24 protein-coding genes and 1 riboswitch are annotated in these 24877 nt (G+C 46.7%); of the genes, 4 read left to right on the forward strand and 20 right to left on the reverse strand.

Translation table 11 applies throughout. The features are described 5' to 3' along the window. The 5 genes from L696_RS0105110 to L696_RS0105130 all read right to left on the reverse strand — a co-directional run. Window positions 1-749: ABC transporter permease (locus tag L696_RS0105110; RefSeq protein ID WP_025682682.1), on the reverse strand; the 749-nt coding region annotated here is incomplete at its 3' end. A 1-nt stretch (window position 750) separates the two neighbouring features. Next, window positions 751-2232 carry a sugar ABC transporter ATP-binding protein gene (locus L696_RS0105115; RefSeq protein WP_025682683.1) on the reverse strand — a complete coding sequence of 494 codons (1482 nt, stop codon included), beginning with the start codon at window positions 2230-2232 and terminating at the stop codon, window positions 751-753. Between the two features lie 61 nt (window positions 2233-2293). Further along, window positions 2294-2716, reverse strand: coding sequence for a D-ribose pyranase (gene rbsD, locus L696_RS0105120; RefSeq protein WP_025682684.1), 423 nt, complete (start codon window positions 2714-2716; stop codon window positions 2294-2296). 1 nt (window position 2717) lies between these two features. Then, a complete protein-coding gene (rbsK, locus tag L696_RS0105125; RefSeq protein WP_025682685.1) occupies window positions 2718-3596 on the reverse strand; it encodes a ribokinase in 879 nt (292 codons plus the stop codon). Next, on the reverse strand, window positions 3589-4617 hold the full coding sequence (locus L696_RS0105130) for a LacI family DNA-binding transcriptional regulator (RefSeq protein ID WP_025682686.1): 1029 nt from the start codon (window positions 4615-4617) through the stop codon (window positions 3589-3591). Before L696_RS0105130 ends, rbsK begins: the two co-directional genes overlap by 8 nt. A 212-nt stretch (window positions 4618-4829) precedes the next feature. Between L696_RS0105130 and L696_RS0105135 the strand changes: the two genes are divergently transcribed. Further along, window positions 4830-5561, forward strand: coding sequence for a DsbA family oxidoreductase (locus L696_RS0105135; RefSeq protein ID WP_025682687.1), 732 nt, complete (start codon window positions 4830-4832; stop codon window positions 5559-5561). Window positions 5562-5655: 94 nt separating this feature from the next. Here L696_RS0105135 and L696_RS0105140 read toward each other — a convergent pair whose 3' ends face one another. Beyond that, window positions 5656-6444 carry an SDR family oxidoreductase gene (locus L696_RS0105140; protein WP_025682688.1) on the reverse strand — a complete coding sequence of 263 codons (789 nt, stop codon included), beginning with the start codon at window positions 6442-6444 and terminating at the stop codon, window positions 5656-5658. A 72-nt stretch (window positions 6445-6516) separates the two neighbouring features. Continuing rightward, entirely contained in the window at window positions 6517-7521 is a 1005-nt protein-coding gene (locus L696_RS0105145; RefSeq protein WP_025682689.1) for a copper amine oxidase N-terminal domain-containing protein, read from the reverse strand. A 251-nt stretch (window positions 7522-7772) separates the two neighbouring features. Between L696_RS0105145 and L696_RS0105150 the strand changes: the two genes are divergently transcribed. Beyond that, window positions 7773-8690 carry an AEC family transporter gene (locus L696_RS0105150; protein ID WP_025682690.1) on the forward strand — a complete coding sequence of 306 codons (918 nt, stop codon included), beginning with the start codon at window positions 7773-7775 and terminating at the stop codon, window positions 8688-8690. Between the two features lie 350 nt (window positions 8691-9040). On the opposite strand, the gene L696_RS0105155 is transcribed toward L696_RS0105150, so the two are convergent. From L696_RS0105155 to L696_RS0105160, 3 genes are all read right to left on the reverse strand, one after another. Then, window positions 9041-12112, reverse strand: coding sequence for a X2-like carbohydrate binding domain-containing protein (locus tag L696_RS0105155; protein WP_025682691.1), 3072 nt, complete (start codon window positions 12110-12112; stop codon window positions 9041-9043). 401 nt (window positions 12113-12513) lie between these two features. Beyond that, window positions 12514-12660, reverse strand: coding sequence for a hypothetical protein (locus L696_RS31390; RefSeq protein ID WP_209440938.1), 147 nt, complete (start codon window positions 12658-12660; stop codon window positions 12514-12516). A 211-nt stretch (window positions 12661-12871) separates the two neighbouring features. After that, window positions 12872-13381: a GNAT family N-acetyltransferase gene (locus L696_RS0105160; RefSeq protein WP_025682692.1), complete on the reverse strand. Its 510-nt coding sequence runs from the start codon at window positions 13379-13381 to the stop codon at window positions 12872-12874. A 125-nt stretch (window positions 13382-13506) separates the two neighbouring features. On the opposite strand from L696_RS0105160, the gene xerS reads away from it, so the two are divergent. Continuing rightward, window positions 13507-14607, forward strand: coding sequence for a tyrosine recombinase XerS (gene xerS, locus L696_RS0105165; RefSeq protein WP_025682693.1), 1101 nt, complete (start codon window positions 13507-13509; stop codon window positions 14605-14607). Between the two features lie 10 nt (window positions 14608-14617). Here the strand turns inward: xerS and mobB are convergent, their stop codons facing one another. The 7 genes from mobB to L696_RS0105200 all read right to left on the reverse strand — a co-directional run bounded on the left by mobB (window position 14618) and on the right by L696_RS0105200 (window position 20267). Next, window positions 14618-15160 carry a molybdopterin-guanine dinucleotide biosynthesis protein B gene (gene mobB / locus L696_RS0105170; RefSeq protein WP_025682694.1) on the reverse strand — a complete coding sequence of 181 codons (543 nt, stop codon included), beginning with the start codon at window positions 15158-15160 and terminating at the stop codon, window positions 14618-14620. After that, window positions 15157-16434 carry a molybdopterin molybdotransferase MoeA gene (locus tag L696_RS0105175; protein WP_025682695.1) on the reverse strand — a complete coding sequence of 426 codons (1278 nt, stop codon included), beginning with the start codon at window positions 16432-16434 and terminating at the stop codon, window positions 15157-15159. Before L696_RS0105175 ends, mobB begins: the two co-directional genes overlap by 4 nt. A gap of 194 nt (window positions 16435-16628) precedes the next feature. Further along, a complete protein-coding gene (locus L696_RS0105180) occupies window positions 16629-17387 on the reverse strand; it encodes a DUF4247 domain-containing protein (protein ID WP_025682696.1) in 759 nt (252 codons plus the stop codon). A gap of 13 nt (window positions 17388-17400) precedes the next feature. Continuing rightward, a complete protein-coding gene (locus L696_RS0105185) occupies window positions 17401-17907 on the reverse strand; it encodes a DUF4178 domain-containing protein (protein ID WP_025682697.1) in 507 nt (168 codons plus the stop codon). Window positions 17908-17932: 25 nt separating this feature from the next. Further along, on the reverse strand, window positions 17933-18340 hold the full coding sequence (locus L696_RS0105190) for a DUF350 domain-containing protein (RefSeq protein WP_025682698.1): 408 nt from the start codon (window positions 18338-18340) through the stop codon (window positions 17933-17935). 130 nt (window positions 18341-18470) lie between these two features. Next, the gene (locus L696_RS0105195) at window positions 18471-19139 is read right to left on the reverse strand and encodes a PspA/IM30 family protein (protein WP_025682699.1); all 669 of its coding nucleotides are present in this window, start codon (window positions 19137-19139) and stop codon (window positions 18471-18473) included. Between the two features lie 105 nt (window positions 19140-19244). After that, window positions 19245-20267, reverse strand: a complete 1023-nt coding sequence (locus tag L696_RS0105200; RefSeq protein ID WP_025682700.1) for an NADH:flavin oxidoreductase/NADH oxidase — start codon at window positions 20265-20267, stop codon at window positions 19245-19247. A gap of 302 nt (window positions 20268-20569) precedes the next feature. On the opposite strand from L696_RS0105200, the gene L696_RS0105205 reads away from it, so the two are divergent. After that, complete coding sequence (locus L696_RS0105205; RefSeq protein ID WP_025682701.1) at window positions 20570-21376, forward strand: polysaccharide deacetylase family protein; 807 nt, start codon at window positions 20570-20572, stop codon at window positions 21374-21376. Between the two features lie 151 nt (window positions 21377-21527). On the opposite strand, the gene L696_RS0105210 is transcribed toward L696_RS0105205, so the two are convergent. The 3 genes from L696_RS0105210 to L696_RS0105220 all read right to left on the reverse strand — a co-directional run bounded on the left by L696_RS0105210 (window position 21528) and on the right by L696_RS0105220 (window position 24793). Next, on the reverse strand, window positions 21528-22196 hold the full coding sequence (locus tag L696_RS0105210) for a 3D domain-containing protein (RefSeq protein ID WP_025682702.1): 669 nt from the start codon (window positions 22194-22196) through the stop codon (window positions 21528-21530). Window positions 22197-22203: 7 nt separating this feature from the next. Beyond that, a riboswitch (cyclic di-AMP (ydaO/yuaA leader) is annotated at window positions 22204-22377 on the reverse strand. A gap of 243 nt (window positions 22378-22620) precedes the next feature. Beyond that, complete coding sequence (locus tag L696_RS0105215; RefSeq protein ID WP_025682703.1) at window positions 22621-23343, reverse strand: amino acid ABC transporter ATP-binding protein; 723 nt, start codon at window positions 23341-23343, stop codon at window positions 22621-22623. Next, the gene (locus tag L696_RS0105220) at window positions 23330-24793 is read right to left on the reverse strand and encodes an ABC transporter substrate-binding protein/permease (RefSeq protein ID WP_025682704.1); all 1464 of its coding nucleotides are present in this window, start codon (window positions 24791-24793) and stop codon (window positions 23330-23332) included. Before L696_RS0105220 ends, L696_RS0105215 begins: the two co-directional genes overlap by 14 nt. Between the last annotated feature and the right edge of the window lie 84 nt (window positions 24794-24877).

Below are 24877 nucleotides of genomic sequence, written 5' to 3' on the forward strand. Positions count from 1 at the left end.
CCTGCTGTCGGCTGCGCCGAGTTCAAACGTGAGGTCAAAATAGCACCTGCCAACGCGGATAGCATTCCAGCCAGAGAGTAAATCCAAATTTTCACGCGCGGTACTTTAATACCGGATACAATCGAAGCCTTCTCGTTACCACCAATGGCATACGTTTTGCGTCCAAACGGCGTTTTATGCAAAATGATCCACAATACTGCAAAGGTAATGAGCATCGTAATCGCCGGAACCGGAATGCCAAATTGATAACCACGGCCGAACAATTGAAATACCAGGCTGTCTCCGAGTCCCGTAATTGGATTACCGTTAGTATAGACCAGCGTCAATCCTCTAAAAATGGTCATCGTCGCCAATGTAGCAATAAACGGAGCCATTTTACCTTTGGTAATCATCAAGCCATTAATCATCCCCATGACGCCACCCAGCGCACAGCCAATGATAATCGCCAAAATCGGATCGAAGCCGGCCAGCATCATATTCGCGACAAATGCACTGGATAGAGCTAGGATCGAGCCAACAGACAAATCAATCCCGCCTGTGAGAATGACAAAGGTCATACCAAACGCTATCAACGCATTAATAGAAACCTGGCGCAACAGATTGAGAATATTAAGCGGTTCCAAAAAGCTGGGATTCAAGACCGATACGATGATAACCAAAATAATAAGTCCCAGCAACGGACCGAGCTTTTGTGTGATTTGCGACATTTGAAAGCCTTTACTACCTTTTGCTTCATTCATAGTTGTCATATTACTGTCCTCCTGTAGCTAGCGTCATAATGTGTTCTTGTGTGGCTTCTTCCCTGCTCAGTTCCCCGCTGATTTTCCCCTCATGCACCACAACAATACGATCGCTCATGCCGAGTACCTCGGGAAGTTCTGAGGATACCATAATAATCGCGACTCCACGTTCGGTCAGCTCGTTCATCAACTGGTAGATTTCCCGTTTGGCTCCCACATCCACGCCTCTTGTCGGTTCATCAAGAATGAGTACATTGGGACCAATACCTACCCATTTGGCGATAACGACTTTTTGCTGATTGCCACCTGACAGACTGCGTACCGGCGTTTCTCCTGATTGGGTTTTAATCTGTAAGCGCTTAATTAATGTATTAACAAATTCCAGCTCTTTTTTGCCTGAAATAAATCCCTTTGACGTAAAACTGAACAGATTGGGAAGCACCATGTTTTCCCGGATCGAAAAATCCAGCACCAAACCCTCATCCTTGCGGTCCTCTGTAATAAAGCCGATCCCCAGCTTAACCGCGTCATCCGGCTTGCGGATAGCTACCTTTTTTCCCCGCACATGAATTTCACCGCTGTCCAAAGCATCCAATCCAAAAAGCGCTCGCATAATTTCTGTCCGTCCCGAACCCATCAAGCCCGAAAAGCCTACAATTTCCCCGGATCGCACGGTAAAATTCACATTTTTAAATAAACCTTTGTGCGAGGCATTTTTAACCTCCAGCACCACTTCTCCCAAAGCAGGCGTTCTCGCCGGATAGCGCTCAGTTAACTCCCTGCCGACCATTTTCCGGACAACCTCATCAAAATCGGTATCAGGAATCGCTTGGGTATCCACTGTTTTTCCATCACGCATGACGGTAATCCGGTCGCAGATTGCGAATATTTCCTCCATACGGTGTGAAATATACACTATAGAAACGCCTTCTTTTTTCAAGGAAGTAATAACCTCAAACAGCTTTTGAATTTCCCGTTCAGTTAGCGCGGCTGTCGGCTCATCCATTACGATTACTTTGGCATCCGTCATCAATGCTTTGGCTATTTCAATCATCTGCTGTTGACCTACGGAACACTCGCCTGCTTCACCATTCAAAGGCAGATTCACTGCAAGCTTAGCGAATTGTTCATTTGCTAGCGCTTTCATTTTGGTGCTGTCGAGAAATCCCCACTTGGATGTCATTTCCTTCCCAATAAACAGATTTTCCAGCACGGTCATTTCCGGCCACACATTCAGCTCCTGATGGATAAAAGCAATTCCCTTTTGTTCCGCCTCTTTAGGGTTAGCAAAATAGGTTTCCTGACCGTCAATGATGATTGTTCCTTCATCACGGCGATGCAGCCCAATTAAAATATTCATCAGCGTTGATTTACCCGCACCATTTTCACCCATGAGTGCATGAACCTCTCCTTCACGGAGATCAAAATCTACACCACTCAGTACCTGATTGGTTCCAAAGGCTTTGTGAATTCCCTTCATTTGAATCTGCATGCTGCTCCCTCCTTTTTATACAAAATTGATTTAGCCAAAATTGACCTATCCAAAATAAGCTTTATCCAAAATAAACTCCGGCCTGCAAAATACAATTGGCAAACGGTTTATTTTCTCCTGTGCGAATGACCACCTTGGCATGACGGGTCAACTCCTTGAATTGCTCATGCGAACAAAACTCAATGGCGGCGGTCTGCGAATTTTCTGACTGTTCCCCTGCAAATGTACGGCTAATATACTGCAAAGCTTCCTCATTTCCCTGTTTAATTTCTTCAGCCAACGTTACCTTTTCGATCACCATGTCTGCTGCGATTACATCAACGACATCCTGAAAGGACGGTACGCCCAACTTGAGAGCCAAATCAATTTTGGTAACGCCTTCAGGAATGGGTAAGCCAGCATCGGCCACGACAATATAGTCCGTGTGACCGAGATCCGACAGTACCTTGGATATATGACTGTTCAGGATTCCATGCTTTTTCATATTATAATTGTTCCTCCACTTCACGCCGCGTTGGCATACCACCCTGTGCCCCAAATTTGGTAACGGACAGCGATGCAGCACGATTGGCGAATTTCACACTGTCTGCCATCGATTTCCCCTCAGCTAGCGCCACCGCAAATGCAGCGTTAAATGTATCCCCTGCACCTGTCGTATCCACAACTTCTACTTTATAAGTAGGGACAACGACCTCCTGTTCTCCGTCGAAAAACCGTACACCGTTGCTGCCTTCTGTGACAAACAGCTTGTTCGGATATTGACGCAGAGCCTCTTGAAGGCTTTGGCCCTTGAACATAATAGCGGCTTCATGCTCATTTGGCGTAATGTATGTCGCGTTCTCAATCACACTTGCTTCCACTTCACGAGCCGGAGCGGGATTCAGTAACAGCGGCACCTGATACTTCGCACAAATTTTGCTCACGTATACGACCGTTTCCTCCGGTATTTCCTGTTGAATGAGCACCATATCCGAATTTCGGATCACATTAAGTGCTTCCTCCACATAGGCTGGAGTTATTTCATTATTCGCAGCTTTTACAACAACAATACTGTTATCACCCTCAGCCAGTACAATATGTGCTGTGCCGCTTTCCATATGTGTAACCGGTTTCACATAGCCAACTTGAACATGATTTTCTTCAAAATTCCGTAAAATCTGTTGACCAAAATGATCATCCCCTACGCGTCCAATCATCGTGACGTCCGCTCCGAGACGAGCTGCGGCTACTGCCTGATTGGCACCTTTCCCTCCAGGCACGGTTGTAAAGCTTTCACCCAGCACCGTTTCTCCTGCGCCGGGGCGCTTGGATGAAGTCACTACAAGATCCATAGAGCTGCTTCCAATAATCGTGATTTTAGCCATGATAATCCACCTTTCTGGTCGTTTCCCGTTCAATGAATTTGACGGGCAATTGTATGCTTGAATGGGTAAGTATGCTCGAATGAAGATTAGGTACGCTAGACTTCGTTGCTTGTGACTGCTCAATCAATTGAATCAGCAAACCTGCTGCTTCCCAGCCCATTTCATAAGCGGGCTGCCGGATCGTTGACAATGGCGGGAATAACAAGCTACTTAACGGTATATCATCAAACCCGATAATCTGAACATCATCCGGGATTTTCTTTCCTAATCTATGTGCCTCATGCATCACCGCTGTAGCCACAATATCGTTACTCGCAATGACTCCGTCCGTATCCGGATGCTTGCTGAACAGCTCTTTGGCCCACAGCTCGGCTTCCTTGAACGAAAAGGACGTCGTCTTGACGACATGATAGGCAATATTCGATTGCTGAAGCTCTTCAACCGCCCCGCGAAAACGATCCTGTGCCGGCCGAATATGCGCCGGGCCCTGCATGACCGTAATTTGTTTGCTACCACGGGCCACGATTTCCTGCGCTGCAAGTTGACCGCCATGAGTACCATCCGCATATACGGAAGGACTGTCATTGGAAGTTCGATCAAGAAAAACGACAGGGATTTTCAACTTGGCGTAGCAATCAGCATTGGGATCATTTGTAGATGAAATGACGCCAACGACATTATTTTGAATAAAGGTATCCATGTAATCCAGTTCTTTTTGCCGATCCTCATCACTATTGCCAAAAATAATTCGAAAATCATTTTCTTGCATTCGATCCTCCACTCCACGAGCTAACAAAGGAAAGTAAGGATTCGTAATATCCGGTAGAAGCAGGCCGATCAATCTGGATTTCTTTTTGTACAAAGAACGAGCAACTTCGTTGGGTTTGTAATTTAGTTGCTTAACAGCGGCCTCAACCTTGCGACGTGTATCCTCATGCACATATCCGGTTTCATTAATAACTCTGGATACGGTTGCTACGGAAACGCCTGCATAGCTGGCGACCTGTTTAATTGTTGTCATTGTGTAGTTTCAACTCCAATGTGTAACCGGTTACACATATAAAATATCACAGCATTTATTTTTTGACAAGCATTAATTATTTGCATGTTGAATGCTTTAGCTTTATAATTATTTCTGTAACTAATATAGTTTCACCTTTGTGCACATTCTAAAGTGGGCAGGCCCACTCCCAGTAACTCAATAAAATACGTAAACATGGAGGCTTTTTCCTGATGAATATCGAAGTTTGGTCTGATTATATGTGTCCGTTCTGTTATATTGGCAAACGCCGTTTGGAGCAAGTATTACAGCAATTCCCACACCGCGATGAGGTGCAATTGACGTTCAAGAGTTTTGAATTGAACCCGGATGCTGTGAAAGATAGTGGTAAAACGATCAATGAAGAACTATCAACTAAATATGGCGTCAGTCTGCAAGAGGCTCAGGCTATGAATGATCGTATGAACGAAAACGCACGCTCTGCGGGTCTGAAGTACAATATTCATGCCATGGTACCGACAAACTCTCTCGATGCGCACCGCCTAACCCTTTGGGCTCAAACACAAGGCAAAATGCTGGAGCTGAGCGAGCGTTTATTCCAGGCTGTTTTCATCGAAGGAAAGCATACGGGTGATCATGAAGTGCTGGCAGCGTTGGCAGCTGAGGTTGGTTTGGATCAGAAGGAAGCCGCTGCTATATTAGCGAGTGACCGCTTTGCTGATGAAGTTAGAGCCGATGAAGCTGAAGGCGCTGAGTTGGGTGTTCGGGGTGTGCCATTCTTTGTATTTGATCGGAAATTTGCTGTTTCTGGTGCTCAGCCGGAGGACGTATTTTATGATGCGCTTCAAAAAGCATGGGACGAACGCTCACCTTTCACTATGATAAGCGCCAGCTCGTCCAAGCATGATGCAGGTGGTGGTGTATGTACCGACGACGGTTGCGAGATTCCAGGCCGCGAGAGCTGATCGACAATGAATGAAGATGTTTAACTCCCTAAATAATTTTAAAAAAAGCGTGCCAGCACCAATTAAACCTGATGCTGGCACGCTTCTTTATTTTTTATAACGATTTAATCATCCCGCCATCCACAAGAATGGTACTGCCTGTCAAATAGGATGAAGCTGAAGACGCCAGAAAAGCAACGACTTTACCGAACTCTTCAGGCTCTCCATACCGTCCCAATGGAATGCCCTCTTCTGCTTGTTTGCGAACCTGATCCGTCGTTTGGTGGGTTTTCTCAGCTCGATGCTCGTCCAAGCTGCGAACGCGATCGGTTGCTATTCTCCCCGGTGCTACAGTATGTACCAGGATATTATAAGGAGCTAATTCCAGAGACAATGTTTTCGCCAATCCAGCGACCCCAGTACGTAGTGTATTCGAAATGATTAGGCCCGGAATCGGCTGCTTAACTGAGGAGGAAGCAATATTTAAAATCCTGCCGCCTTGTTGTTTTTTCATATATGGTAACACCTCACGGATTAACCGGATATGACTAAGTAAATTTTGCTCAAAGGCCTGCATCCAAACTTCATCTGTAAAATCATCAAAGGTGCCCGCAGGAGGACCACCCGCATTGTTAACCAAAATATCGACGGTGCCAAACAAATCGACTGTACGACGGATGGCCAGGGAAATATGTTCAGGTTTTGTTACATCGCAAACTACATATTCAACGCGGCCACTCGCCGTTTCCTGTAATTCCGCCTGCGTCCGCTGAAGCTCTGCTTCATTCCGTCCGGAAATGACGACATTCGCACCTTCGCGTGCCAGTTCCCGTGCGCTTGCCTTTCCGAGTCCTTTACTGGAACCTGCAACAAAGGCAGATTTTCCTGTTAATCCTAAATCCATTTATGCCACTCCCTTTTCTCAGTGTTATCTATTTAATTGTACACATGACCAGCACGTTTTGTTTACAGCACATTATGTTGTTGATGCAGGTGTTGTTGTTGGCTGCTCGTATACAACAACAGACTGGCTCTCAGGCTCCCATTTAACATTTGTCCCCAAGGCCTCTCCGATTACCCTTACAGGTACCATTGTCGTCCCATCCACTATGGATGCTGGCTGCTCGATAGAATACGGCTGACCGTTAATATATGCTTTCGGACTGTTAACAAATAATTTGACGGACACGCCGTTACGGGTGACAGTAACAGCCTTTTCTTTCGGATCCCAAGAAACCTTTGCATCCAAAGCTTCGGAAGCTGTTCTAAACGGAACAAGTGTGGTCCCATTGCGGTTAATCGGTTTGGCATCGTATTCTTCACCATTCACGAACAGCTTCATACCCGACGGCCGTCCGGCCTTCTTCGAGAATTCACCCAGCTTTTTGTAGCTATCCAGATCGGACACATTAGCCAGTACCGCCTCCTCCTGCATGTAAACGGCATCTGTCACATTTCCGTTTTCAGCCAGTAGCTCAGCTGCCTCAGTCAGTGCTTTACCAGAATTCCGGATCAATTCAAGTTCAGCAACCTGCTCCGGAGTCAAACGGTCCGGGTATTTCGTAAGCAGCAGATTCGCAATAACCGCCCCTGCCGGCTTATCCTTCGTATTTTCTACCGCGTGAAGCAGACCCTTGTAACCGTTGCGTCCCTTGTGACCATTATGGTCTTTGGACTCCCCGTATGTATCATCCGTTACTGCAACAGGTTCAGTTTTTCTGATTTCTGCGTGTTTGTCTTTTTTACTGTTTTCATCCTTTTTATCGGATGCTTTGTCCTTTTGTTTTTTGGACTGATCATTGTCTGAGTCATGGGGATCGATTAGCTCTTCCCCGCTCTTTTCATTCCCGTCTTTTATAGACGTCTTTGCTTCCTGTTTGTTCTCCTGACCATTTCCGTGTCCCTGCTTGGCCTCAGCGGTTCCCGCTGCCAATCCCAAGACCAGTATACACGCTAGTAAAGCTGTCCAAGTGTTTCTCATGATGCGATTCCTCCTTATAGTAAAGACTGGGCTCAAATGTCCCTAGACGTATTAACGGCTTCTCTAAGCTGATTTTTTATCTTTTCTTTAACTAATGTGTGATACACCGCTATAGCTGCAGTCGAGATTGCCAAAACCACTATAAAATTTTATTATACGCCTAACCTATTTGCACAGTATAATGAGAATTACACATGCATTTTTAAGAATCAGTCTTTACATTCGCATAATAGAAAGAAGATGAAACAGACATGTTCGGCACCATTCTTTTGGACGTTGTTTTACCTATTTTTGTACTTATCGGTTTTGGTTGTATCATGCAATATTTTTTCCGACTGGACTTGTACACCTTAGCTAAAATCAATTTTTACTATATCACCCCCGCAGTTGTGTTTACGGGTCTTTATAACTCGGAAATATCCTTAATGCTCATGGGTGAGGTTTCACTTTTTTATGCCTTGTACATAGCTATTCTGTACGTAATCAGCACTACCGTCGCCAGATCTCTGAAATATAGCCCCGGAATGCGTGGAGCTTTTACAAACAGTGTAATGCTAGATAATTCAGGAAATTATGGTCTGCCAATCAATCAGTTGGTGTTCAAAGGTGATCCGCTGGCCATTTCCGTTCAAGCACTGATTATGACCTTTCAAAGCTTTGTCACATTTACATACGGTACTTTTGTTGTGCAAAATGGCAAGGCCAATACTCGAAAAATTTTAATTAATTTTCTGAAAATGCCTGTTCCCTACGCGCTTGCGCTAGGCTTGCTTCTAAATCTGCTGCATAGTCCATTGCCTAATTTACTGGCTGAGCCTTTGAATTATATTAGCCAGTCGATGGTTGCCGTTGCTTTGCTTACTTTGGGAGCACAAATAGTGCAATACCCCTTTCGTTTGCGCCGTACAGCCGTGTACATCAGTATGGTGCTACGTCTGATTGCTGGTCCGATAGTCGGTTTTATGCTAGTGTTGCTGCTAGGTCTTAAGGGGATTCCCGCTCAAGCGCTGCTCATTGCATCGGGTATGCCTACCGGCGTTAACACAAGTATTTTGGCGGAAGAATATAAAAATGAACCCGATTTTGCCGCACAAACAGTATTACTTTCTACGATTGTGAATGTCATTACGATGACACTGTTAATTTCAGCATCCCGGCATCTTGTTTGAGGTGTATGTAAATATAAAAATTGGATTAGAGACGCTTTTTGTCTGAGGGCAGGAACGTTTCTTTTTTGTAGACAAAAGAACGTACGTTCGCATTACTGTTCCTTTTTCTACTTAAAGTGGTGTGTTTGTTTTATGGAGACTGTATGCGAGAAAGAATCTTTTTTCTATTATGAATTTTTCATATAGTGAAATAATTATATAAAATTAATTTGAATCTCTGTTGGTTGTGTTTTCAACTTGTCGTTGCTTTGTTTCCGAAAAAAGATTGACGGGCAACAATGTCATCAAAAATAAAGCCAGCTCGCTCATTAGAGTGGCTGACTTTGACTTAGGATTATTCTTATTAAGGTTTAGGGCTCTATCCCCCATTGCTTGCTTCCAGACAGGTAAGCGGTTATTTTAGTGGAATCTTGTAAACTGTTTGCTGTGGGATTAAAGGAATAATCATCGGTTTGTGTGTAATTGCTCCAGTCCACTTTGGATATCCGGGTTTGCAACTCTACACTTTGACCAGGCTCTAAAGAACCCGCAGCCGACTTAAAACCGATCTCTGCATAAGAATCTGCCCTTGGCTTCGCATTGGATAGTGTTTTGAAGCTAGCAATCACATTCTCTGTACCGATGCTTGACCAATCCGCGAAGAAATTTTGCGCTTTCTCCCCGTTGATGGTGTAATAATAACGCAATGTAACGTCTGCTAGGGAAACGGATGAGGTTCCCGTATTGGTTATTTTAAATTTGGAACTGATTGTATTGCTTGTGGCGGATACATTCCCATTGAAGGTTTGCACCTTCAGAACGCTCTCGCCTGTTCCCGGCTCACTTGGCGTATCCCCTTTCACCGTAATCGTAAACAACGCATCATTGCCTGTACTAAAATGGAAGTTTAGTGCTGTCTCTCCTTTAGAAAGTTTAGACAAATACTTGTTGGTAAGAACGACTGTTTCTTCACTAAGCGTATAATCTTCACCTTTGTTCAGCACCACGTTCCCTTGTTGGATGGCTTCCAGCGTATTACCGTTAAGTGTAAGCTTGACAGTAATATCGGTATTGCTGTTATTCACTCCATAGGTTGCAGTCGTTGGTGTAATACTTGCTTGCCCGGTAGACGGCTGATCACCGCCCACACGATCCGCCACCAGAATACCGCGGCCATTTGTTCCCAAATAAGCACGCCCATAAACTCGGGGATCTCCAATAATTGTGGTCACTCGAGCATATTGATGCTTGTCGTCATTAATACGCGCCCAGTTTGCGCCAGCATCGTCCGAACGGTAAAATCCACGTGTGCCGTCAATTTTACCAACGATAAATACTGCTGCACTGGTGCGATTTGGTGCTGCTTTACCAAAGCCTACAAAATCCGCCTCCTGCACATTATCGAGCTTGGTGAATGTAACGCCGGAATCCTTGGAATGCCACAAGCCGTATGGCCCTCCATCCTCAGAGCCCCCAGCGAACCACACATCCCCTTCTGCTCCACGTACTGCATTAATATCGGCATTACCTTCCGTTGGTAAGCCTGATACCGCCGAAGCCGTGAACGATACGCCTCCATTGGTGCTCACATATATTTTTCCGGCGGCGAACGCATAGTATTTGTTAGGATTCATCCGGTCTGAGGCAATCTTCGCATTCGCTGGAATCCCTGTACTTGCGGTCCATGAGTTGCCGCCTGTTTTGGAGTAAAATACGCCTTTGTCCGAGGTACTCCAGAGTAAGCCATTACCATCGGCCGCAACGGCTATGCTTCCACCTCCTGCTGTGCCGGAAGGCTCGCTGTTCGCTTTATACCAGTTTGCTCCGCCATCATTGGAGAAGCCGATGGATTTGGCATTCGGATCTTTCTTATAATCTGCTTTGCCTACCCGAGCCATAAAAGCTGGATTCAGCTCGGCATAGTCGATACTTTCACTGCTTGTAAAAGTGGGATTATCCAGCATTTTAGCTGGAGCCTTGAACAGATCGTCATGTCTGAAACCGGAGACATCCCCTACTGCGCTCACCAAAGGTGCACCGATTGAGGGGCTTACCAGATCCAAAATCGCAGTTTCCTCTACCCCCTTAGCGGCTACCGAAATGTCCAGCTTACCGCCCTTGTCCCAGTTCGTCAAATTTTTGGAGCCGTAAATCGTAGCTCCTGTGCCGTATAACATATGGTCTGAATTAAATGGATCAATCTCCAGATCCCCGATCATCCAGCCCAGCTTGGGCGACACTTCCGGCGGAGCAGGGTTGGCATTGAAAGTCAGCCAAGGCGCACCTGATATATCCAAATTGTATTTCAGCTTGCGAGTTGGATAACCATCGAATTCCCAAATGGGACTCCAGGTTGCCCCGCTGTCGGTGCTGCGATAAATCGTTGCATCCGGCCACCAGGAATTCAGCGTGGCCACCATAAGAGTACCCGGCTTCTGCGCGTCTACTGTCAGTCCACCATATCCAAAATAATTGTCCGTGCTGCTATTGGCAACAGGACTTATGTTGGTCCATTGACCGCTAGCTGTATTCAATTTCCACACATCACCCTTTGTCCCGTCATATGGACCTGCTCCATCGCTATAAGAGATATACAGGTTGCCGTCCGATGACAACACGCCATGATGTGGCAAATAGCCCGTAGGTTGTCCTGCTACAGCAGACCAGGTTGTCCCGCCATCTGTACTGCAATAGACACTTTGCTTTTTATCTGCTACCCCCACATAAATCGTCTGTGTAGCTTTGCTGGAAGAGCCCGTCTTTTTGTCAAACGTAATCCAGGCCAAACCGACGATATCACTGGTGTACTCATTGGAAGGGTCCTGAACATACGTGCCCGGATTCGGGAAGCTGCTTACCTTGCTCCAGGTTGCCCCGTAATCCGAGCTTTTCCATAGTCCATTACCACTCCGTGCCCCGAAAAATAAAATATTGTTCTTATTGGGATCAATCGTCAGCCTCTCCCCCATCGAGCGGCCTGGCATATTGCCTCCCACCTTAAAAGGAAGCTTCGTTGTCTGCCACGTATTGCCCCGGTCGGTCGACCGCATAATCTGTCCGTTTTGCTTGTCCCATGAATTGGTATACGTACCTGTAGCTATATATACACGGTTCGGATCAACAGGATCGGTAGCCAACGCATCCACGCCATTTTTGTTCCAATCTTCCCAGCCCACAAAATCCGTCAACGGAATCCAGCTCTCGTCAGCGGGATTCCAGCGATAAGCACCTCCAATATCTGTACGGGCATAGATCAGATTTTTTTCCTTCTCGTTAAAAATGATACCGGGCACAAAACCGCCACCTCCACCCGTGACCACACTCTTCCAGGTATACTCATCACTTGGAGCGGCATGTGTCGGCGTTATCAATCCCGTCCAGGAAGCACCCGCTACCACTAACGCCAGACACGCGATCCTAAACCTGCTTTTTGCCCTCGTCATTGAATTCAACCTCCTTCTCCATTTTCATTTGAATATGTGAGTCATTTCTAGATGAAAGAAATCAGCCGATTCCGGATTCGTTCCTATCATTGTATTTCCAACCAACATAGTCTGATTCAATGCTTCTCTCGGCCTCACCTCCAGTCGTTATCAATGAAATGCAACAGGAATTACTTTTTATAAAACGCTTACATTTTGTCTTGCTCAATAGATTCGTCATCTTTTTCTCGGTTCCTTGTGTAAAAAATCAAGATTATGTTAATATCATCACTTGCTCCACGGTTTACAATGTGGGTTTGATCCTTCTCCTGGGCGTTGATACCTTTTATATATTACTATTATGAATTTTTCATATATTGAAATATTTATTGTGAAAATCGACCAATAAATGTTTGCGTAGGTCAGGTTTCTGCGGCTTGCCCGCCTCCCGCTGCATTTGCCCCCGTATTCGTAGAATGGGCTCCTCCATTATCTGAGCATGCCGACAATTCCAGCACCAGCGACAGGGTTAGAGCTAACATTTTTGCGTATCGACTTGTTCGTTTCACTTGTAAAACACTCTCCGTTCTCGTGGGCAATTTTATGAATACATTGCATATTTGAGGCTAATGTCACATTGTTTATAATTCCAATCAGATATATATGAATTGTGCAAATAATTGTATGGATGGATAGAAGACTTAAATTGACAACGCAAAAAAGAGCCGACAGGAGGCTCTCCCCGACTCATTTTTGTTGCTAATCACAGTTTTGAATTTTTCAGGTATTGAAAAACTGACTTACATTCCCTCGTACCGGATGAGTCTGCTCCCTGTACTCCCCATCCGTATAACTGCCAATCACCTTACGCCAAAAGGACTGCGCTGGCCTGTTCGTGCTCATCTGAGTCACCTTCCAACGCCCAGCAAAACGTTCAAACAGCTCATGAGCCGCCCACGTCCCGACCCCATTATGCCGATAAGGACGCAGCACAAAAAACTCAGCCATGTAGTAGTCAGCCTCCCGATTGCTGGACATTCGGTCAACCAGCGCAAAACCTACGGGAACGTCCTGTCTCCAGATCAGAAAAGGCAGCTTCTGTTCACCGCTTGTCCAGTATTGATACAAGTCCGGGTAAGCCGGGAATGTGCCGTTTTCAGTAACATCAATTCGAAGATAGGCTGTAAAATCATATAAATAAAATTGCATGAGCTGCACAATAATGTTCCTCTGGGACTCCGGAACACTTTTGATGGACAGCTTCAATTCCGACTGAATGTCATACCCCATATTTTCACCTCTCTTGATGGATCAGTTCGTTCTTTACTTCGATTCGCATTCCATCTTCCCTTCCATCCGGTGCTGTTCAAAATATGCTAAAATACATATATTATGACTGGACGAGGTGGAACCCAATGAATATACAAAAGATTATCGACCGGCGCAAACTGGACGAAAAAATGCCGGGATTACCATGGTACGTGCAGCAATTTATGGATTACAAGCTGCCCGATCTGTCCCCTTCCACATTGCTGGAATATGTGCGGGATTATGAAGCTTTTTTCACATGGCTTCGCTCGGAAGGCTTGTCTGCCGGAGAGAAGAACGCCCAAGTTACGCTGGGAGAATTGGAGACGCTCCATATGGATAGTATTACAGGCTATCGTTTGTTTCTATCGACTAAGCGTGAAGGCTCCAATTCCCGCATTACGATTTCACGTAAGCTTTCGTCCCTGCGTTCCCTCTTTCATTATTTGAGCCAGATCGCTGAGGATGAAAACTTTTATCCTTTGCTCAAGCGCAACATTATGGCCAAGGTCGAAATCAAGCGTATACATAAACCCAAGGACACGGCCGCCAAGCTCAAAGGAAAAATACTGGAGGAGGAAGAGCTGCTTGAATTCATCGGTTATATTTATGAAGGCTATGGTCAGGATTTGGCCGATAACAAACAGGCGTTATACTCCTATGAACTGAACAAGGAACGGGATGCCTGCATCGCCAGTCTCATTTTGAACTCGGGCCTGCGCGTATCCGAAATCGTCAATCTGAATCTGGATGATTTAGATATAAACAATAAATTACTATATGTGTACCGGAAAGGAAATAACGACGAAACCTTTAAAACGCCGGTGTATTTCCGCGAGCAATCCAAAGATGATCTCGCACTTTATTTGTCCCTGCGGCATACACGTTATCGCACACCCAAAAAGGAAAAGGCGCTCTTTGTCGCGCGTCCTAACGGCAGTACAGAAGGAAAACGGATGACCAAAAGAGCGATTCAGGCGATGATCATCAAGTACGCCAAACGGTTCGGCAAACCTTACCTGACCGTTCACAAGCTCCGTCATTCCTTTGCCACCGACTACTATTTGCAAAACGATATTTACAAAACGAAGGAGCAACTCGGCCATGCTTCCACGGAAACGACGGAAGTCTATGCCCATCTGACCGACAAGACCATGTCCCAAGCGATCGAACGACGAGTGGAGACTCAAACCGACTCAGCCGATTGATGTCTCAGCCCTACTCACCCGGGACTCCTTCTCTCTGCTTCTGAATCTGTCCAAGTAACCAGCGGCCTGCCGGGCCGTTGGCATCGGCGGGAAATATCTGTATCGTTTTATCCGAAAAATGGCTCTGTGCCCAACCCGTTTGATCCTCCCAAACCGCTGCTCCCTGTACATTTGTCAGCTCAGTGGTAAGCTGGGCATCCGATTGTTCCCGCACCATGACCAGCTTCGGATAATTCTCCTGCTTGAAGCCTTCTAGCAACACACAGTCGTATGCCTGAAAATGCCGGATTAGTCCGGTGACAGGCCGACTATGCTCCTCTACAATGGCTGTTCTTCCACCTGAAACAATGGCTATGCCTTCGGCTCCCGCTTGTCGGTGCTTGTACGTATCTGTTCCCTCATGATCCATCTCAAACTCATGTCCATCATGCTTGATCACAGCTACGCGTAGCCCGGACTCCCGCAAATAGCGAATCAACCCTCCGAGAAAGGTCGTTTTCCCCGTATTTTTGAATCCGACGACCTGACATACATACGGATTTATCCTATTCACGTCACATGACCGCCTAGAAGCACCAGCACACATACCTCTTCCCCTGCACGCAAGCCTTCTGTTGTCGGAGGAATCACGATCAGACAGTCGGTGTCCTTAATCGTCACCATGGCGCTGGATTCATCTACTCGCGCAGGAATCGCGTAAACTTGCCCATTGCGTATTTCCAGGGAGCTCCGTACAAAACGGGTAAAATTATTCACCTTCGTATAATCTGCCCCCAACCGCGCCGTCCAGGTTTGCAAATACGGCTGCTCTGAAGACAGCATCATTTGGATGGTGGGTCGCACAAACAACTCACAGCCTACAAAGCACGCGCCAGGATTGCCAGAAAGCGCAAATAACAGCTTACCGTCAATGACCGCGGCTGTAGTCACACTGCCCGGACGCATGGTGACCTTGTTAAACAGCATATCTACATCTTCCTGTCGTACCAGATCGCCCATAATATCAAAATCCCCCACCGATACACCGCCACTCGTGACGACGATATCGTAGGCAGCTATCGCTTCACGTACAGAAGCACGGGCGAGAGCCAAATCATCATGAATGGCTTGCAGGATGAACGGCTCCCCCCCTGCCTCCCTGATTTGTGAAGCCAGCATATATGTATTGCTGTTCCGAATTTTCCCCGGCTGCAACGGCTCATCCACGGCAAGCAATTCCGAACCTGTGGAAAAAACGGCCACCCGTGGCTTCCTGTAGACGGGTACCCGATGCACACCAAAGGTAGCCAGCACCGAGATGTGCCCTGCCCCCAGACAGGTTCCTTTGCTGAGTAGAAGCTGATCTTCCTGAATCTCATGGCCGATTGGTGTCACATTTTTGCCGATTTCCATGCGCTTCTTCAGGCCGACATATACCTGTCCATCTTCCTCACGTAGCTGTGTTGCTTCCAGCATAACAACTGTGTCTGCCCCTTCAGGCAACTGTGCTCCTGTCATGATGCGCGCCGCCAATCCCGTCTCCACCCGCTTGTCCGATACGGTGCCGCATGGAATTTCATCAATCACGCGTAGCCAGATTTCCTGACCGGACGAACAGACTTCAGTGTCCGAACCAAGGATGGCGTATCCATCCATGCCTGAACGACGGAAGCTGGGATATGGGTGTGGTGCGGTCAAATCCATCGCCAAATAACGTCCATGGGCCTGCTCCAGTCCTACATCCTCCCGCTCTCCCTGTTTAACATGAGCAGCTATTCTTCTTTGCGCTTCTTCCACTTGAACCGCTTTGCGCTGAAATTTATCCGAATTTAATTGTACCTGATTCATATCTTCACTCCGTTCTTCTGAAAAATACTCTCTTTCTGTTATAACGCTAAAACCGTTATCTGGCAAATGCGGATAGTATTTATTGGGTCGTGGCCAGTCTCTATGCGCAAAAAAACAGCCCGGAATCTCATACCCAGGCTGTTTTGGCAGGTGCTATTTTAGAATTTTGATCATCATTACACTTCTTGACCCCATCATCGTCGGCTTCGTCGACTGATTTTACCTGAGCCGCTGCGTGTTTTAGGCTTGCTGTAAGATCTCCGCGGCGAATCAAAAATGCTGGAACCGCCGCTGCTGCCCCGGTCACGTGAAATCGAGCCCCTGCTCGGTGAACTGCCGCTGGAGCCTCTGTCGAACAGACTTCCGCTGGAACCGACACTGGAATCAGACCCCTTACCCCTGCGGGTAACGGAACCCTTCCGCTCTACCGTAATCGGCGGGATCGCTTTCTTCTCCTGCACCGTAGGTGCACGATACTGGCCCTGAGAAGGTCGGTATACATCTCTGCTTGAATACCCCCGGTAAGAGCCAGATCCGCGTAACGAATCAAACAGAGCATCCAGTACGGTTGCCGTTAAGTATCCTTTTAGAAAGCTGGAACTGTAATTTTGCTCGACATACTTCTTGCTGTCAATTTCAATTAATGTATCTTCCTTCTTGGCTGGATCTTGCTGTAAATGGTACCATTCATCGCTGTACACCAGAAACATCCGTTCATTGCTCTGCGGCGACATTTGTTCCGGTTCACGCTGTTCTTTCAGTTCCTCCGCCACTACCGGAACCGTTTTGCCTGCGGCGCGATACACGTACGAGGTCGAATTGCCGCTGCCGCTGACCGATTCCAGCGGGTACGTATCTTTCACATTTGGCGCACCGCAGCCGCTTAACACGGATACGAACAAGCTCAGCGCCACAATGACCTTTAATGCATACTGCCAGGTGCGTTTGCCCATGTGTCACCCTCTCCTAGCTTGCCCGAATAACCTTGACGTCTCCGGTAATTACTTCTTCTCCTTCATATAGCATAAAGCGACCGTCCTGCCACTCTACACGCAGCAAATGGTAATCATCTGACTGATACTGCCAAACATGCTGCTCTCCACCCTGTCGAAAAGGAGCACGGCCCATAACCGTAACATGCCCAAAATACTGCTCTTCCAAATGATATGTTATATCATCCAGCTCCAGAATCGTTGGCACTTCCTCCGGGTTATCCAGTCTGCCGTCGATGGCCTGGTACAGTCCAAATTGCAGCGTTTCCCGTTCCTCAATGTGAAGATAGCTGACTTGATTACCATCCTGAAGCGTCAAAACAACAGCATTCCGAGCACGATTATGTACTCGGCCTACCACTTCATATGTGACAAGCGACACTTCACAGATATCGCCCGGATTTAAATGAAGCATACTTTTTTCCGCTTTCGGCGGCTCCGGCTTGGCAAACAGATTCGAAATTCGTTTCCATACACCCATGATGATTCCCCTGCCTTTCTTTAGCCTAGAAACATGCCGCAATGATCAAAGCACCGACCAGATGCAGCGTACCTGAAAACAGACCAAAGCCAATTTTGCCTTCCTGCGTACCTTTATCCAGATCAAGCTGTGCCCAGTACCGAAGCAACAGACGAACGATAACTTCCAAAACAAACAGAATGACAAAGGCGATCACAGAATACACAAGCGCCTCCAGCAAATTGTTAGCTGTAGCAATGGAGCTTGACAAAATATACCCCTGTGCAAACAGCTTCATAATTAACCGGACCGTTACGGCCATATTACCGGCTTTTACTTCTGCAAAATCCTTATACTTCGTAAATAAAGAATCAATGTACATCAATACGAACAACAAAACGGCACCCGCGCCAGTCCATACAAGCATCGCTTTCATCGTTTCTAAAAAATGCATTTCATACCATCCTCCACATCTTCTTGACCTTCATATATGTTGATTCACGCCTCCGGGCAGGGAAAAGCGAAGGAGAAAACGGTTCCCCTTCGCTTCCTTTGCAGCCACGCAGGCGGCCATGCTTATAACCTTATTTATTGTCGTATTGCTTCAACAAAGCAGCAAGCTCATCGTCCACGGCACTTTTCTTATCAAGCTCCTTAAATTCCTCATCCAGCGATTTTTCCTTAGAGGACATTTCGTTGCTTGCTTCAGCACGCGCTTCTGCTTGCAGCATTTTTTCTTCCATACGCTTCAGTCCGGCAGTTGCCGTATCGGAGCTAAAACCGTTCATCGCTTTGTTAATTTCTGTTTGCGCTTTGGCTGCATTATAACGGGCAACCAGTGTTTCACGCTTGTTCTTCATTTCCGTCAGCTGTCTGCGCATTTCATCCAGCTTACCACGCAGGTTATCGGCTGCCGCTTTATTCTGCTCGTAGCCTGTCTTGAACTCGGTCATTTTTTGCTCAGCAGATTTCTTTTCTTCCAACGCGCGGCGAGCCAGATCCACATTTTGCGCTTTTGCTGCCGTATGAGCCTGCTCTTCACGTTTTTTCACCAAAGCGGCCTGCTCTTCATATTGCTGTTTGAATCTCTTCTCAATGGCAATCTGAGCGGCTACGGCTTTCTCTGCATCCTCCAAGTCCTCTTGCATATCACGAATGTATTGATCCGTCATTTTAATTGGATCTTCGGCCTTGTCAATAATGGAGTTGATATTGGACATCGTAAGATCTCTTAAACGTTTGAAAATAGACATGTGAAGTTCCTCCTAGAGTTGAATGCTTAAATTTTAAGCTCTGTACACATGTTTACGCAAGCTTTGCAAATAGAGTTTCAAAAATATTATCTGATAAAGTGCATTTTAGAAACCACGCAAGTATGGCTCCGGGATATCCGCCTGTACTTTCAGATCCCGCGATGCATGCAACGCCCAATACGGATCGCGCAGCATAGCGCGTCCTATCGCTACCAGATCAGCTTCTTTTTGCTGAATCACCCGCCGGGCATCCTCATAATCATCCAGCAGACCGACAGCGATTACAGGAATATTCAGCTTTTCACGTATTTTATGTGCCAAATCCACCTGATATCCCGCTCGCGCAGATGGACCGCCGTTAGAACCAATCGGCCCCTCGCCACCAGAGGAGATGTGAAAAATATCCACACCTGCATCACGATATCGTTCCCCTATGCCCGCTATGTATTCCACATTATATCCGTTTTCGACATACTCTTTGGCGGATATCCGCATCAACACAGGCATATCAGACGGAAGTACCTCTTTAACAGCCTGAATCACTTCAACACCGAACAGCGATAGATCCTGTCCATACTCATCTTCTCTGGTGTTCGTTAAAGGTGAATGAAATTGATGGATCAGATAACCGTGTGCGCCATGAATTTCTACCGTATCAAACCCGGCTTCCACCGCGCGGCGCGCGCCTTCCCTATAAGCCTGAACCAGCTCCCTGGCTTCGACTGTCGTCAAAGCATGCGGCTCCTTGAAACGTTCGCTAAAAGCAATCGAGGACGGTGCAACAGGCAAGTCGGCATCTTCAGCCTTTCGTCCGGCATGACCTAATTGAATTCCGATTTTGGCACCGTACTTGTGGACTTCCTCCACTATTTTACGGTATGCAGGAATATGCTCGTCACTCCAAATGCCCAGATCATGATCTGTAATACGTCCATCCGGGTGGACCGCCGTCATTTCCACAATAATCAGCCCGGTACCACCTACTGCCCGGCTAACATAATGGACATGATGCCAATCATTTGGCTTTCCATCTTTGGCCTCCACACTATATTGGCACATAGGGGGCATTACAATCCGGTTTTTTAAAGAAAGTCCCTTTAATTGATAAGGAGTAAACAAGTCGGTCACTTTTATCCATCCTTCCCTTAATTCCAACTCTGTACAATATGAATTACAACCTCATTATACACCAGCTATCACTGGATACCGAATCCATTAAAAGGCTAAAACTTGCGAAAATGCTGTTGTTTTCGGTCAGGTTTAATGGAATATGTGCGTTTAGCTTCGTGATCTGCACTTACATCCGTTTCGCAGCGCATTTCAACTCAGCCACTCAATAGTCTAACCTGTTCAGCGGCATAATTTCAACATGTCAGGTGCATAATAAATGAAAGCGACAGAAGGTACCACTGCACGGAAAGGGGGATAATATGCCGTACAGGGGAATATGGCCAATCATGGCACTGTTACTAGCATTTTCAAGTTTTCCCGTTCACGCGGATGCGCCTCCCGATATTGGAACGAACCATCCCAAGGAAGCGACTGTTGCTTCTTTAGCACATAAGAGCAGAGAACGAGCCACTCCTACATTAGCCATGCTTCGAAAAAAACATGCGGATATTTTTAAAATGTGCGGCCCGCATACTCAGCAAATTGCCCTAACTTTTGATGACGTGCCCGATTCCCGGTATACGCCGCAGGTTCTGGACATTTTGCACGCGAATGGTATCAAAGCCACCTTCTTTATCGTCGGTCACCGTGCGGAAAAACACCCGGGCATGATTCGCCGTATCATACGTGAAGGCCATGCCATAGGCAACCATTCCTATACCCACCCGGATTTTAGGAAGGCCTCACCGGAGCGCTTTCGCAACCAGATTAAGAAAACAGAACATATTTTGGAGGCCACCGTCGGCTTTCGACCCAAGCTGATTCGCCCGCCCTATGGTGAAATAACGGAGCCTCAGATCCAGTGGGCGCGTCGTCACGGCTACATGATTGTAAATTGGAACGTAGACTCCCTCGACTGGAAGGGACTGAGTAAAACACAAATTCATCGTAATGTGATCCCGGCTACCGGACCAGGCTCCATCATTTTAATGCACGCAGGCGGTGGTCAAAGCTCCAACCTGAAAGGCACTGTTCAATCCCTGCCGGGTCTCATTCAGTCGCTGAAAGCCAAGGGCTACAAATTTGTCACGGTTCCACGGCTACTTCACACCTCGGAGCGGAAATAATAGTAAAAGGGCTGTCTTACCAGCAGATGCATTCTGCTCGTCAAGACAGCCCTTTTTTAATCGACAAAGCCCATATGAATCAGGACCCACGATTAAGTTATTGGTTTACATAATATATATTATGTAAATATAATTTATTAGTTTATACAGACTATTTATCAATGACGTACAGCTTCACATTTTGAAAACCAAAGTCACTCACAAAAGATGGGCTACCCGGAATGAAAATATCAATCCGTTTACCCGTAATGGCGCTGCCCTTATCGCGTGCTACCGCTACAAAAGATTGATCCGGCAGCCCTGGATGGGAATAGCCTGTAACCAGTACTTTCGTACCTAAAGGAATTACGCTTGGGTCTACGGCAATCGTACCGAGCTTAAGCGGATTTCCGAAATAGTCCACCGCTCCCCATTTTCCATTTTCACTGGCTGCTGCGGAATACGCTGTGGCCTTCACGTCAACTACTTTGCTGTAGCTAAATGTTTTGCCCCATGCTTCAACCTGTTGACCGTCACCTGCTGGCTCTTTCTCGGACAAAAGCTGAGGCTTCGAATCCGAAGCGACCTTTACCTTGTTCTCATCCGGAACCTTAATTTGTACTCCTGCATATATATTGCTGGCAGCAACATCCGGGTTCTCCTTTTGCAGATCCTCTACAGATACCCCGTAACGCTGAGCAAGCAAAAAGAAGGTATCACCTTCCCTGGCGGTATGAAGCGAAGCGGCGTCAGCTACCCCTGCTGTCTGTGCCAATCCTGCGAAAGCTGCGGCCAGCACCGCGAATTTCATTGTTTTTCCAATATGTTTCAGATGTTTCAAAAGATATGTACCTCCTCTAATATGCCTGCGAAGTTAGCTGTCGGATTCGGACTCAGGAGAAGCCCTATGCTTAATGCAATTCACCCCTAGGCACCTTCCATCCCTTCGTATGAAGACGGATCAGAAGTGACTGCCGTTGTTACGTCCCCCGCACTTCCCATGGTTTTGGGTCCCGCATTCAGCGTCTGTCTGGCTGTTTGCTGCCCCGGTAAGTTTTGGCTCATTGCATAGTATCACAATTTTGTAACCTAATCTGCATGAAAATGTTGGGAACCTTGAACATCATACTATATCCGTTACAATTTTGTCATCAAAAAATCGAAAAAGGTAACAAAAATCTAAAAGGAGATGACAAAAAAAGAAAAAGCCCTCCCGTCAACTTCCGTCGTGGAGGGCTTGCTTCATAGCTTTAAAAGCTCATTTCTTATAAAACCTTGGCAAGAAAATCCCGAGTACGATCATGGCTTGGAGTACCAAAAACCTGCTCCGGTGTACCTTGCTCCACAATTTGACCGTTATCCATAAAGATAATCCGGTCTCCTACCTCGCGGGCAAAGCCCATCTCATGCGTTACGATGACCATCGTCATGCCACCCTCAGCCAGCTTCTTCATCACGTCCAGCACCTCTCCGACCATTTCAGGGTCCAAGGCGGAGGTCGGCTCATCGAATAGCATCACATGCGGCTGCATCGCTAAGGCGCGTGCAATTGCAATCCGCTGTTTCTGTCCACCGGACAACTGGTTTGGAAAGGTGTCCTTTTTGTCTTCAAGTCCAACGGTGCGCAGCAGCCCTAACGCAATTTTCTCCGCTTCCTTCTCTGACTGGCCTCTAACCTGAGTCGGCGCAAGCGTCAGATTTTGCAGCACCGTTTTGTGCGGGAACAGATTGAAATGCTGGAACACCATCCCCATTTTCTCACGAGTCGCATTAATGTTGTGACCGCGTGCCGTAATCGGCTCACCCTCAAACAGAATCTCCCCGTCAGTCGGCTGCTCCAGCAGATTCATACAACGCAAAAATGTACTTTTTCCCGAGCCACTCGGTCCAATGACGACGACAACCTCGCCTTTGGCAATATCTACATTAATGCCCTTTAAAATTTCATTTTTGCCGAACGATTTACGCAGTTGTTTAACGGTGATCACTGGCTCTCAACTTCCTTTCCCATAAACCCAACAGCTTCGATAAGCTGAATGTCATTACAAAATAAATAGCGGCCGCGATTAAGAATGGACTTAGTCCTTCGTAGGTAATGTTCTTAATGACTTGGGCCTGATACATAATATCCACCATACCGATGGTAGAAATGATGGATGATTCTTTAATAATCGTAATAAATTCATTACCGATGGCAGGCAGTACAGACTTAAACGCTTGCGGTAAAATGACGTGACGCATAGCTTTGCCTCGTCCCATACCGAGTGAACGGGCTGCTTCCATCTGACCACGGTCTACTCCCTGAATACCTGCACGGAAAATTTCAGCCAGATATGCCGAGCTATTCAGTGACAATGTAAGTATACCGGACTGGAGTGGCGAAAAATTGACGCCCAGCGTCAAAGCAACGCCGTAGTGGATGATCATGAGCTGTACCAGCATAGGTGTGCCACGCAGTACCTCCACGTACGCTGTACTCAACCACTCAATGATGCGTACACCGCTCATCCGCAACAGAGAAATGATCAGACCAATGATAAATCCGAATAGTACCCCGAGGGCAGACAGCAACAACGTGTAGCCGATACCCGTAGCGTATAAACTGCGATATTCCCAGAAAATATCCACAATATTATGGGAAGAAGCCTGTCGATCCGCAGAGAGCGCACTCGCTTCTGTGGAAAACTTTTCAATAGACCCGTCTGCTTTCAGCCGAGCCAACGTTTTATTTACAGATGCCAGCAGTTCAGTATTTCCCTTACGAATACCTACAGCTGTATCTGCCCCTGCATCCTCAGGCACCGCCTTGGCAAGCGTTACAGTGCCATCCAATGTGTACCCTTTAGCGACAGTGTCTTCAATCACTACAGCATTCACACGTTGGGTCCGAAGCTGGAGCACCAGATCGGATATTTTGTCCAGTGAGGTTACTGAGGCATTGGGCACTTTCTGAGCAATTGCCTCTTGAATACTCCCCTTTTGTGCACCGATCTTCTCGCCCTTCAAAGCAGCCATCGTCAAATATTTGTCCTTATCCTCCGGGCGTACCATAATCACTTGCTTGGAGTGATAGTACACATCCGAAAAATCAATACTCTTTTTGCGTTCATCCGTCGGTGTCATATCTGACAGAACCAAGTCTACGCGGCCACTTTGCAGAGCAGGCAGCAACGAGTCAAAGCCCATGTCCTCAATAACCAGCTCCGCGCCAAGATCTTTGGCAATTTCCTTGGCGATATCAACATCAAAGCCAACAATGGTATCCTTCCCGTTAATTACTTTATGAAACTCATACGGCGCAAAGTCTGCGCTTGTGCCAAGTACAAGCTTCTGTTTAGTCTTTGCTTCCGTTCCGTATGCAGTAAGCATGGGAAGACCAGCCAACAGCAAGATAACCGCCGTCAAAACCAGGGCGGTAAAACGATATAGCTTTTTCAATCTTTTCTTCTCTCCTTAAATTCTTTATAATAAATAAGATTGTGTCATTATAAATGAATATGCATGAATATGCAATGAATGTTA

It is taken from the genome of Paenibacillus maysiensis (genome assembly GCF_000520815.1).
Taxonomy (GTDB): domain Bacteria; phylum Bacillota; class Bacilli; order Paenibacillales; family Paenibacillaceae; genus Paenibacillus; species Paenibacillus maysiensis.